This is a genomic window from Psychrobacter sp. NPDC078929 (genome assembly GCF_050267985.1).
Taxonomy (GTDB): Bacteria; Pseudomonadota; Gammaproteobacteria; order Pseudomonadales; family Moraxellaceae; genus Psychrobacter.
In genome coordinates this window covers 1-12,336 of the sequence record NZ_JBNNFX010000013.1, presented here as the reverse complement: position 1 = coordinate 12,336, position 12,336 = coordinate 1, and the positions used below count along the sequence as shown (strand labels likewise).

At 42.5% G+C, this 12,336-nt stretch carries 12 protein-coding genes; 6 read left to right on the top strand and 6 right to left on the bottom strand.

Annotated elements, in window-relative coordinates; all coding sequences use genetic code 11:
* Positions 1 to 135 precede the first annotated feature (135 nt).
* From ACQKCG_RS08570 to ACQKCG_RS08550, 5 genes are all read right to left on the bottom strand, one after another.
* Positions 136 to 948 carry a MipA/OmpV family protein gene (locus ACQKCG_RS08570; RefSeq protein WP_160022513.1) on the bottom strand — a complete coding sequence of 271 codons (813 nt, stop codon included), beginning with the start codon at positions 946 to 948 and terminating at the stop codon, positions 136 to 138.
* 147 nt (positions 949 to 1,095) lie between these two features.
* Positions 1,096 to 2,172 carry a rhomboid family intramembrane serine protease gene (locus tag ACQKCG_RS08565; RefSeq protein WP_427585373.1) on the bottom strand — a complete coding sequence of 359 codons (1,077 nt, stop codon included), beginning with the start codon at positions 2,170 to 2,172 and terminating at the stop codon, positions 1,096 to 1,098.
* A gap of 106 nt (positions 2,173 to 2,278) precedes the next feature.
* On the bottom strand, positions 2,279 to 3,466 hold the full coding sequence (locus ACQKCG_RS08560; RefSeq protein WP_427585372.1) for an alpha-hydroxy acid oxidase: 1,188 nt from the start codon (positions 3,464 to 3,466) through the stop codon (positions 2,279 to 2,281).
* Positions 3,467 to 3,557: 91 nt separating this feature from the next.
* Positions 3,558 to 5,330, bottom strand: coding sequence for an L-lactate permease (locus ACQKCG_RS08555; protein ID WP_101205167.1), 1,773 nt, complete (start codon positions 5,328 to 5,330; stop codon positions 3,558 to 3,560).
* Between the two features lie 488 nt (positions 5,331 to 5,818).
* Positions 5,819 to 6,133 (bottom strand): glutaredoxin family protein, encoded by a 315-nt coding sequence (locus tag ACQKCG_RS08550; RefSeq protein WP_101205166.1) that lies wholly within the window; start codon positions 6,131 to 6,133, stop codon positions 5,819 to 5,821.
* Between the two features lie 289 nt (positions 6,134 to 6,422).
* Here ACQKCG_RS08550 and mtgA point away from each other — a divergent pair, with 289 nt between their 5' ends.
* The 6 genes from mtgA (at position 6,423) to ACQKCG_RS08520 (ending at position 11,148) form a co-directional block, all read left to right on the top strand.
* Positions 6,423 to 7,112: a monofunctional biosynthetic peptidoglycan transglycosylase gene (gene mtgA / locus ACQKCG_RS08545; protein ID WP_101205165.1), complete on the top strand. Its 690-nt coding sequence runs from the start codon at positions 6,423 to 6,425 to the stop codon at positions 7,110 to 7,112.
* 411 nt (positions 7,113 to 7,523) lie between these two features.
* Positions 7,524 to 9,668 (top strand): polyphosphate kinase 1, encoded by a 2,145-nt coding sequence (gene ppk1, locus ACQKCG_RS08540; RefSeq protein ID WP_227522920.1) that lies wholly within the window; start codon positions 7,524 to 7,526, stop codon positions 9,666 to 9,668.
* A 315-nt stretch (positions 9,669 to 9,983) separates the two neighbouring features.
* Positions 9,984 to 10,154 (top strand): hypothetical protein, encoded by a 171-nt coding sequence (locus ACQKCG_RS08535; RefSeq protein ID WP_166739243.1) that lies wholly within the window; start codon positions 9,984 to 9,986, stop codon positions 10,152 to 10,154.
* 63 nt (positions 10,155 to 10,217) lie between these two features.
* Positions 10,218 to 10,484 carry a hypothetical protein gene (locus ACQKCG_RS08530; protein ID WP_227522915.1) on the top strand — a complete coding sequence of 89 codons (267 nt, stop codon included), beginning with the start codon at positions 10,218 to 10,220 and terminating at the stop codon, positions 10,482 to 10,484.
* 66 nt (positions 10,485 to 10,550) lie between these two features.
* Positions 10,551 to 10,877 carry a hypothetical protein gene (locus ACQKCG_RS08525; RefSeq protein ID WP_101205163.1) on the top strand — a complete coding sequence of 109 codons (327 nt, stop codon included), beginning with the start codon at positions 10,551 to 10,553 and terminating at the stop codon, positions 10,875 to 10,877.
* A gap of 70 nt (positions 10,878 to 10,947) precedes the next feature.
* Positions 10,948 to 11,148, top strand: a complete 201-nt coding sequence (locus tag ACQKCG_RS08520) for a hypothetical protein (RefSeq protein WP_057761189.1) — start codon at positions 10,948 to 10,950, stop codon at positions 11,146 to 11,148.
* A gap of 178 nt (positions 11,149 to 11,326) precedes the next feature.
* Here ACQKCG_RS08520 and ACQKCG_RS08515 read toward each other — a convergent pair whose 3' ends face one another.
* Positions 11,327 to 12,124, bottom strand: a complete 798-nt coding sequence (locus tag ACQKCG_RS08515) for a tRNA-(ms[2]io[6]A)-hydroxylase (protein WP_227522914.1) — start codon at positions 12,122 to 12,124, stop codon at positions 11,327 to 11,329.
* Between the last annotated feature and the right edge of the window lie 212 nt (positions 12,125 to 12,336).

Below are 12,336 nucleotides of genomic sequence, written 5' to 3'. Positions count from 1 at the left end.
GTCTTCTGTTATGATATTAAGCACTATCTTGTAAACAATCAAGCAGTCATTATCAAGCCTTATAGCTAATCAACCATAAAAAAAGCCAAGCAAAATGCTCGGCTTTTTTATTTTAAAGTGTCAATATTTCAATACTTAAAACTTATAAAGCAAACCAAGCGTGGTCGACGCTTCAGTACGTGAGTCTACCATTGGGCTATCATATTGCTCATTGGGTACATAGCTCACGCTTTGATTGGCAAATCCTGCCCATTTATCATTAAAGTCGTAGTTGGCACTAACGCTGACATACGGATTCAAGCTCGAGTTAGATTTATAAGCGGCAACGCCTGTTTCTGCTGACTCTTCTTCACTGACGCCATAGTAGTATTCATTGTAGGCCGCATCATGATACTCAAAGCCGATGCTTGGATAGACCGTCAGCTTGTTTCTCGTGATCTTGGCAAGGTAAGTTAAGCGACCAGTATTACCGCCACTTTCGTCCAACACATCGGTCGCAAACTGACCACGAAACGCACCGATAGGCGTGCGACGCTGGTAGCTTATACCTGCTTCTGCGGATAGTTTGCGCTCATCGAGACCTTGCAGGGCACCATTAGCATCATCAGGATCAAACGAATTCCCTGCGAGCTGCGCGTAAGCAGAGAGCTGATTGACACCATCATTGATCAAGTACGCACCCGCTTGAGCACCGCGCGCATAGATCCTATTATTGTCATAAAACACGCCCGGTAACACACGCACTTCAGTGCTGTCTTCGAGATCATAGGCGGATTTGACCGCCATGACATTGACCCCAACGCTAAGCTCAGCATCTTTGTCAGTCGGCAAGTTGTCATTAAAAAGTGCGGCGTTAGACAGGCTAGCCACACTAAATAGTGCAGTAGCGGTAAACGCGCTAAACATAGTGCGTGTAGAGATATTAGGTAGCGCTGCAAGTTTTAACATAATTGGATCTCGTAAGTGAGTATAAATAACTGAGTGGTGCGAGTAAGCAAAACGTGTTCAAAAGAGTAAGCAATAAAAGGAATCAGTGATGTTGGTCAGTATGCTGTTTTTGGGAGCTATATAGCAATGATAGATAAGTATGAGCATTTACTCAATGGCTTTTAGTACTTGTAGGATTTGCTGATGAATATCTTGCCACCACCAGACAAAGCCAATGCTGATAAGTAACATCGCAAGCCATGGTAATAGCTGCCAAATAATGGAAGGTTTTTTAAGGGCTTCGGGTTCAATACCACTATCATGAGCCGCGCTATTATCTAACGATGAGTTGATAGTAGTAATGCTTTCGGCACTATTGTTAGCATTTATATCAGACGCATTCGTTTCATTGTTGGTAACCACAGTATCTTGCTCGGTTGAATTGGCATCAATATGAGGCGATTGGTCGATAGAAGTAGCGTCATAAGGACTTTGGTTATCGTATTGGTCATTATACTGACTGTCATATGGTGGGTTGTCGTGAGTACTGTATGAGTAATTGGTTTGATAAGAATTGAACGTGCGCTGCTGCTGAATCGCTGCGTTTTGTATAGCGACTGCCAGACACTGACGGTAGCCAATGGCAAAAGCCAATGCAATCACTAGTCCCGTGATTGCGCCACCGATATGACCAGCATTATCAATACCCGGTACGGCAAACCCATAGACGAGGTTGATGCCCATAATAAATATCAGGCTTTTGAGGTTAAGCACCATGCCATTGACCGATATTTTAAACAGTGCAGCGATTAATAATGCCGCGCCAATACCCATGATACCGCCTGACGCGCCAGCTGATAGTCCAGGCTGTCCTGTACCATCCAATATACTTTGCCATGTGACATAGTTATTGAGCAAGTTGCCACCGATTGCCGCCAATAAAAATAACGCTAAGAACTTGGCTGAGCCAAACATCGGCTCGGCAATCTGCCCAAAGAAATACATGGCAAAGCCATTAAATAGTAGATGCATGAGACCAATGTGCAAAAACGCACTGCTGACCAATCGCCATGGCTGTTCCTGCATGGTGTAAGGCAGAGCGTTTGCGCCCCAGTTTAGCAGGGACTCCGTTGAGGGATTATTGGCATCGACGCCCGTGACTAGCTGCATGACAAATAGCCCGATAAAGCTGGCTAATAGCAGGGTAGTGACGGGCGCTGTTTTTAATAATTGTTGAATGGTCATAAAGGCTAACTGTCATCAAAAAGTTATAGAGACAGTATAAAGGGTATGAGCAAATTATGTTATGTGTAGCCGGTTTTAAACGTTGATTGTTCTACAATCAGCCGCTCTAAAAACGACCCACTTTGAGGTTTTCATACGTGCCTTTTACCAAGATATTATCCGTGACAGTATTGATATCGGTATGACCACAGAATGCCATAGATATATCACACTCTTTATAGATAATCTCAAGCGCGCGGCGCACCCCGTCTTCACCATACGCTCCCAATCCGTAGAGAAAAGCGCGACCAATCATTGTGCCCTTTGCACCCAATGAGATGGCTTTTAGTACATCTTGACCAGAGCGAACGCCACTGTCTAGCCATACCTCGATATCGCTGTTTTCGGCTTGTACTGCCTGTACGATGTCTGCGAGGGCAGAGATAGAAGATAACGCGCCATCCAATTGACGACCGCCATGGTTTGAGACGACTAAGGCATCCGCGCCACTGCGAGCTGCCATAATAGCATCTTCAGGCTCCATGATACCTTTGATGATAAGTTTACCGCCCCACATGTCTTTGATACGCGCCACATCGTCCCAGCTCAGACGCGGATCGAATTGCTCTGCCGTCCAAGCAGAGAGTGATGACAGATCCTCAACATTTTGTGCATGACCGACGATATTACCAAACGTGCGACGTTTGGTGCCCAGCATATTCATACACCATTGCGGCTTGGTCATGAGGTTTATGATATTGGTTAGTGTTGGCTTAGGCGGTGCGGATAGACCGTTTTTGATGTCTTTATGACGTTGTCCCAGCACCTGTAAGTCCGCAGTCAAAATCAACGCAGAACAGTTTGCTGCTTTGGCACGGCGAATCAAATTGGCCATAAAGTCCTGATCACGCATGACATAAAGCTGAAACCAAAACGGCGCACTGGTATTTTCAGCGACGTCTTCGATAGAGCAGATACTCATGGTCGATAGTGAAAAGGGCACGCCGAATTTTTCAGCGGCGCGTGCGGCATGTATCTCACCATCTGCCCACATCATGCCGGTAAAACCCGTTGGGGCGATGGCTACAGGCATCTTGACTGGCTCACCGATCATACTCGTTGCCAGACTGCGGTTATCCATATCGACCAATACGCGCTGGCGCAGCTTGATACGGTCAAAGTCAGTCTCGTTATTACGATAGGTGGTCTCAGTCCACGAGCCTGAATCGACATAGTCATAGAACATACGCGGCACTTTACGCTCAGCAACGCGGCGCAGATCTTCGATTTCGGTGATTTTAGTTAAGTCTTTCATAGGTTTATCTCTTATTGCTGTTATGTTTTAACTAGAAGGCAACCTTAACCTAACGCTACTAGATCTAGTTTAATAGCGTCAGCTTGCCTGATTATCGTCCATTCAGTTTTCTACGGGAAAATTTGCCACAAAAAGACATCAGTCCAAAGAATGTTATGGGCCAGAGAACGGCTAAAGCCCACCACCATATTTGACCGAAGATGATAGCCATACCGATCAAACCTGCTTGCACGACATAATAAATCATCGCTAGCAGTGTTTTGCGAATCACATAGCCTTCTTTATCCACCAAGCCGACTACTGCGCAAGCAGCTACCACATTATGCACCGAAATCATGTTACCAGCCGCACCACCCACAGCTTGCAAGGCTATTACTTGTGCTGCAAGGTCGCTATTGAGTCCGATCTGATTGGCTGTTGACCATTGAAAATATGAAAACATCATATTGCTAATAGTATTTGAACCGGCGATGAAAGCACCCATTGCCCCAATCCATGGAGACACTAGCGGCCACGCATTTTGAAAAGCATCGGCAGCACTTTCAGCCAGTAATATTGGCATAGCCGGTAGCGCAGTAGCGACTTCAGCGGCTGAGCCTGAATTAATGAATACTTGTACCATAGGCACCGAGAATAGCAAAGCTGGTGCGGCAGCAACCATGGTCTTTGCCGAGTTACTCCAACTGCGCTTTACCGCTTGGCTATTCATTTTGAACAGTAAAATACATAATAAAGAAGTAATAATTAGAATGCTACCAGGAGAATAGGCGAGCTGTATCTTACTAGAGATTGTTGTACCAAAAAGATTAGTAAGGCTAATGGTTGTTAAATCCCCTACCAGAAAAGCTTTGAGTGGTGCAATCACTCGAGTTATGACCAATAAGGCAATCACAATGAAATAGGGCGAAAATGCACGAATTAAAGAGAACTTTGGGGTTGCTGAATCATCATATTTTACCTCGTCTAAAGTACCCAGCCAGTCTTTGTCCCATTTTGCGCGAGGGGCAAAATCAAAAGTATCTTTAGGCATCAAAAAACCACGCTTAGCAGCGGGAAGTACAATTAACAACCCAATGAAACCGCCAATGAGTGAAGGGAACTCAGGCCCTAGAAATTTAGCAACCAAAAAATAAGGAATAGTAAAGCAAAGACCTGCAAAAATGGCAAATGGCCATACTTTAAGCCCTTCTATGAAGGAGCGTTTTTCACCAAAGAACCTTGTCAAAAAAGCACTTAAAATTAAAGGTATCAAAAACCCAATAAGCGCATGTACAAGGCCTACGTTAGCTGTAATCTGTAATAAATAATTTTCGGCAGTAGTAGGGGCAATGGACTGTGCTAAATCTTGTTTATCAGTAATACCAGACCAAACGCCAAGTAGTAGAGGCGTACCAACTGCACCGAATGATACGGGTGTAGATTGAATGATAAGAATAACCATGACCGATGCCATCGCTGGAAAGCCTAAAGCCAACAACAGCGGAGCACCCACTGCAGATGGTGTTCCGAATCCTGATGAACCTTCTACTAAAGAGCAGAACAACCATGCCACAATGATCGCTTGGACGCGCCTATCAGGTGAAATATCCATAAAGCCCTTACGTATGGCGACAAGAGCGCCGCTTTCTTTCAGCGTATTCAGCAGTAAAATAGCTGCGAATACAATGAATAAAATAGTAAGTGCCACAATAATCCCATTAACAGTAGCAGCCGCTACCTGAGCACCACTAGCGTGCCAAATGAAAAAGGCTAGCAGAGCTGTCACCAAATAGGCAATACTCATAGCTATCTTAGCTGGCAGGCGCATAACTATGAGTAGTATGAATACAACGAGAATTGGCGCTAAGGCTAAGAAAGTGTACATAATTAACAGTCCTTATTGTTATTAACAGTCCTTATTATTGTGTATACCAGCTTATTTTTTACTGGTTTTAAAGTCATACTAAGTTATTACTATAGTCGATACACTCTAAAAATGTCATAGCGCTACTGGGATGAATTTTGCGCAGCCTCTGGGAACGCAGCACGCAAGTAAAATTTATACCAGTAGCGCGTTTAAATCCATAACAGTTTTACATTCAGCTAACTATATTTATTAAGGCGTGTTAAACACGCCCTAATAGTTGCTCTTAGGTGCTTTCGCTGAGAATTGTATGTATATGATTTAACAGAGTGCAAGGTTAGAGAGTTGAGATTATTGATCAGTAAATCATTAGCATTAGTATAATCAATTTACCAAACAGAATATAAAAGTAGTCTAGCAAATATTGAAATACCATACTAGCTAAAATTAGCGGTAGATATTCTAATATAAGAAATTTAAAAGCTCTATAACATCAAAACAAAGTGCCGTTAGTTGTGAGCTAACAGTTGCTGCAAATCCATCACTGAAAACGGATAATTTAATCGCTGTGATGGAGTCAAAATCACAGGGATAGACGTGGCAAAATCCATCATAAGCGCCTCATCAAAGTCTGCAATATCGACATTTTGGTAAGTGATTGGTTGTACCGACTGAAACTGTGCAAGTATTTGCTCAGCGATATCACATAAATGACAGCCAGAGGTTCCTAGTAGCCACCATTGATTGCTATTTTCAGTGGTATTGAGGTTTGGGCTTGCGGCAATAACACGCGCTCGTAATACTTCTATACTATTATTATGCATGGTGAGCTCTCTGAGCTTAAAGTATGCCAAAAAATGCTGATTATTAGGCTATTTTGATAAAAAGTAAAAAATAGTTGGTTTATTATTACATCATAAAGAAGTGGTGTAAATAATGACAGTGATTGTGAGATTAGGTAAGATGACCTGCTACTGGTCATTACTAATGACTGCCTGTTAATAAAAGGCAATGACAGCTATTTTAGGACTATTGGTTCATAGTTGCTGTTTTTAGTTATTAGCAGATGACCTATATTATCTTATTACTTTTTTAATCACTCGGATATCGCGCATGACAAGTTTTGGCACATTTATCAAACGTCTGTTATTGGCAATTATGCTATTGGTTGTCGCATTCCATATATTGGTCGTCGGGCTATTATTAATTTGGAAAACACAGCCAATTAACAACAGTATGTTTATGTTGACGCATCGCCTAACGGGCGGCACGGTCACCCAGACATGGGCTGAATATGATGCGATTGCCAAATCTGCTAAGCAAGCGGCGATTGTGAGTGAAGACTCGACGTTTAGTCAGCACAGTGGTTTTGATTTCAAAGGTATTAAAGCGGCGCAAAAGAAAAATGAAGAAACAGGTAAGATGTCTGCTGGTGGCTCAACGATTACGCAGCAGCTAGCAAAAAACCTATTTCTGACTTCGCATCGCTCTTATGTGCGTAAGGCAGAAGAGGCTGTCATTACTGTCATGATAGAAACGCTGTGGGACAAGCAGCGCATCATGACCGCTTACCTAAATGTGGCGGAGTTTGGTAATGGTATCTATGGTATTGATGCAGCAGCGCATCATTATTTCGATAAGTCTGCGGCCAATCTAAACCGAGATGAGTCAGCGCTTCTGATTGCGATGCTTACCAATCCAAAATACTACGAAGACAATCAAGGCGATAAGCGTTTACGTAACAAGCAACGTATTATCAAAAAACGCATGAAAAACGCTGTATTACCGCAAGCATCTTCATAAATATAAAGCATTAAGGTTGGGCTAGGGCGTGTCCTCATTTTAAAAATGGTGATAAAAATGAGATAAATTGCCGTCAAACAAGGAAAATAGTGCAGATAATATCGAGATATTGACCAACTATTTGACGATGTTTGGCAAAATTTAGCTGTTTTTAGCCCATTTAGAGGACACTCGTTTGAATTGAGGACACGCCCTAGATTATAGGATCGGATGTTGTAGGCTCGGCTATTTCGAATAAGACTAGGACATGCCCTAGAAAAGACAGAACGATAAAAGATGATGGCGTATCGATAACGCAAAAGGAGTAGTAACGTGGTAGAGATAAATAATAATCAGAACAGCGGTGATATGAACGAGATGATCGACGTTAATAGTGTGAGTGAAGATGGCAACGAAAACGTTAATAAAAATATGAGCGTAAGCAGTAACTATAATGATCTGACCGACATCGACTGGCAACGCTCAGAAGACGGCAGCTATTCACCCAGCAGTTATATCAATCGAGATTTGTCTTTATTACAGTTTCATCTGCGAGTATTAGCGCAGGCATCTAGTTCACGTCACCCATTGCTTGAACGCTTATTTTTCTTGATTATTTTTTCATCCAATCTTGATGAGTTTTTTGAGATTCGTGTCGCTGGTATCATGCAAAAGCTTAACATCGGTGATGTATCTACCAGTGCTCATGGCATGCGTCCTAGCGAAGTGTTAAACGAGATATCTATTATTACTCATGCGGCTATCAGTGAGCAGTATCGTATTCTCAATGAGGATATCCTGCCAGCACTTGCGCTCGAAGATATTCGCTATCTCAAACGTGATGAGCTAAACGCTGAGCAGTCTGCATGGATGAAGCGTTATTTTACGGAGCAAGTCGTACCCGTATTGACACCGATTAGCATTGATCCGGCGCATCCATTCCCGCGTCTTGTAAATAAAAGCTTAAACTTTATCGCTACCTTGGAAGGCAAGGACGCCTTTGGACGTGATATCAACTTAGCGATTGTACCTGCGCCGCGCAGTCTACCGCGTGTGATTCGTCTGCCAGATGAGCTAACTGGTGGTAAAGAGCATCATGTAATGCTATCCGCTATCATTCATGAGCATATCGGTGAGCTATTCCCTGGCATGAGTGTGACAGGCTGTCACCAATTTAGGCTGACACGTAATGCTGATTTAGACTTGGCCGATGATGTTGAAGATATTGCCAAAGCACTAGAAGGCGAGCTTGAAAATCGCCGCTTCGGTGATAAGGTGCGCCTTGAGGTCACAACTGATTGCCCAACGCATATCAGTGAGTATCTGCTTAATGAGTTTGAACTGCATGACAACCAGCTATATCGTGTCAATGGCCCCGTCAATCTGACGCGCTTGCTGTTTGATTTTAATATCCCAGCGCTACGCTATCAGCCGTTTACCCATGCCATACCTAAAGCATTTCGTCGAGAGATGGATAAGTCTGACAAATCGACCAGTATGTTTGCTGCCATGCGCAAAAGCGATGTGCTCGTGCATCATCCGTTTCATGCATTTTCTCCCATTATCAATTTGCTTTGGCAGGCCGCCAGCGATCCTAAAGTGCTGGCAATCAAGCAGACACTATACCGTTCAGGTACCAATTCAGAGATCGTTAAGGCACTGGCAGCAGCCGCTCGTAATGGTAAAGAAGTCACGGCCGTCATTGAGTTGCGTGCGCGTTTCGATGAAGCCTCTAATATTGCCGTTGCTAACTATCTACAAGAAGCAGGCGCGGTCGTGGTCTACGGTATCGTAGGTTACAAGACCCATGCCAAGCTCATGCTAATCGTACGCCGCGAGGACGATCGAATCCGTCGTTATGTTCATTTAGGCACTGGTAACTATCACGCGGCCAATGCCAAAGTCTATACGGACTATGGTCTGTTTAGCGCCGATCCTGATATCTCAGAAGATGTTCACAAGATATTCCAAGAGTTAACCGGCATGGGTAAGCCTGCCAACCTCAAAAAACTATTACATGCACCGTTTACTTTGCATGAGAAGTTGATGAGCTTTATCGATGATGAAATCACTCATGCCAAAGCGGGCAAACGTTCTCATATCATTATCAAGGCCAATGCGTTAACTGAGCGCCGTCTCATTGATAAATTATACGATGCCTCGCAGGCAGGCGTTAATATTGAATTAATTCTGCGGTCGATGTGTTGTTTACGTCCACAAGTAAAAGGACTCTCTGAAAACATTACTGTGCGCTCTGTTATCGGTCGGTTTTTGGAGCATACGCGCGTTTATTATTTTTATAACGATGGTGATGAGCGTCTATACTGCGGTAGTGCAGACTGGATGGATCGTAACCTATTCCATCGTGTAGAAGTGGCGTTCCCGATTGAGAATAAAAAGCTATTTAAGCAGATTTATCAGGATGGCTTAATTAGCTACTTACAGGATAATACGCAAGCGTGGACACTTAATGGCACTGGCGTTTGGCAGCAGTTACAGCCAGCAGCAGGTGAGGAGCCACACGTCGCACAAGAGCATTTATTAAAAACGATTAATCGTGTCGAAGAGTCTAGCTAATTCTTAAAAGCACCTTTAGGCGATAATCAGCTATTCAATTATCTATCTGACCAAGCACTGGTAAATACTGGTGCTTGGTTTTTTGTGCTCACCAATTGCAAAAGTTACAAACTGACTTGCAACCTCACAATTATTCACATATTGATACGGCAGTACACTGGTGCATTACCCAAGGTCATACCTATAATTAATATCAATTCTGACGCTACTTGATAAGTATTGGTTACTCATTTGGGCGTTGGGACAAGTTCAAAACGTATATCGATTTAATGTTTCAAAACAATTTAATAAAATCATAAGAATAGGAAATAAACCATGAGTACTACTAACGATGACAATTCAGATATCAAGCAAGCTGCAGAACAGGTAAATGGTCAGGAAGTTGAAAAAAACTTAGCAGAGAATAAAAAAGCCGACGCCCCTGAATCGTTAAACGAAGAAGAGCAAACGCCTTTTATCGATGATGATTTACGTACTGATAAGTAATTTCTAATATTAATCACCGACCTAATATACGATAACAACAAATAATAAAGCGAGGGACGCGCCATGACTATGCAAGAACCAGTAACACCAGTAGCAACGGAAACAGAAGAAAAAGTAATCGTGGATGACCTTGCTGCTAGTGAGTTAGAAAACCCTAAAGATAGCTACGCAGGGCGCAAGCACAAGCCTGAAATCGATGGCCCTGAGCAAGACTCGCAAGAGACTGACGAAGTTTATGCTGATCCACGTAAAGAAGAAAATCTTCCAGCAGGTGGCAAGAACGCAGCAGAACTAAGTGCCTACGACTTGAGCCAAAAAGGTAACGAGTAAAGGACTATAGATAACAGTGTGCTAACCAAATCGACAAAATTATAAATATAAAAAAAGGATATGATAATGCAAGCCAAAGACTCAGCAATAGACAAGACAAAGGTACTAGGATCTGATGATCATAGTGCAATTGAAAAAAATACTACCGAGAACAAAGGAACTGATACTTTTGATGAATCTGTGGTCGACTCAGAACACGTAAATGATAATGACAATCCAGCGCGCCAACCAGATCGTCGTGATCAAGAAGGTAGCACCGCATTCGATGACAATATCAATGAAGATACTGTCGGTAGTGCAGCACCCAAGAGTGAGGGTATTAATGATTTAAATCGTTATGCCAACATTGATAACGCACAAACTCGCATCTTAAATCCTGATGAAAAAGATTAAACAGGGGCAAATCTCAAAAAATATAGTGTTTCTTGGGTTAGATAAGTAATTATCATAGTAGGGAGTAGCAATGAATAACTCACATAATGAAAGCGTCAATAGCGATCATAACTTAAAAGATGCAGATGACAATAACGGCATTGTCCCTGATGATGCATTACAAAAAGCAAATCCAGCTGCAGCAGAAAAGGCTACGGAAGATCATGATCCGCATAATGTCGCTAAGAGTAACAAACAGTATGATAGTCCATTGATGGAAGATAAAAAGTAAGAATTAACTATATCGGTAGCTATTAGTATTTGTATATAAATAGGCATTTGTATATAGATAAAAAGGCACTGTGTTTGGTAAGAGTATATAACTCGTATCAAACACAGTGCCTTTTTTTGTTTCCTACATTTTTACTTTCTACATTATATAGGTAACAGGTTTAGGTAAGGCGTGGGCTTTAAGCAGGTGTGCCACTATGAAAGCGTAGCTCAGCATCTGGGCTACTGATTAATTCAGCCTCTACTTCCTTAAAGAAAGCAACTCGCTCATCGATATTCTCATCTGATAATGATTGAGCGAGCGCAAGATAATCTTCGAAATGACGACTCTCTGACTTGAGTAGATAACGATAATACTTCGCTAAGCGTTCATCATCGATGACTTCGGCCAACGCTGCAAAACGCTCACAAGAGCGCGCCTCAATAAATGCCCCAATTATCAATACATCAACCATCGCTGCTGGCTCGTAAGTGCGTTTATGCTTCAACATACCTTTGGCGTAGCGTCCAGCACTTAGATATTTCCACTCTTGACCGCGCTCATTCATGATACCCAGTACTTGCTCGTAGTGCAGCATCTCTTCTCGTATCAGCTGTGCCAATTTACGCTGCAAGTCATACGAGAACTCATAACGAAATATCAAATTCATCGCAGTACCAGCGGCCTTTTTTTCGCAGTTGGCATGGTCTTGAATGATCATAGGTAGGTTTTCAATCGCAGCATTTACCCAAGCTTGCGTGGTTCGAGCACCTAAAAAGTTATAAACAGGAGATAAGTCTACCTTTATAGGAGTGCGCAGATGCGTAATATCGACACTGTCTTCTTCAGGCAGCTCTTCTTCGATTAGATCTGATTCAGCACTACTATTTACAGTTTGAGAGATATTTTCTTCGATAGATATTTTCTCGATACTATCGTTATCTATCGTATTTGCTGTGGGTTGTAATGTTGCGAGGTCTTGTTGATTGATAGTCATAGTTTAAGGAAGCTTTATTTATGAATGGTAATACCAGTAATTATATCGTTAGTCTGACCTAGATACGATGCTAAATAACAGACAGTCATCAATAGGTGTTTATTAATAGATAACGATTAGGGCGTGTTGAACATTGGCGACAAATTAATGGCAAAAAAAATAGCGAACGGTTAATCTTTAAGCTCTCACACAAAAAAGATATCGTTCGCTAT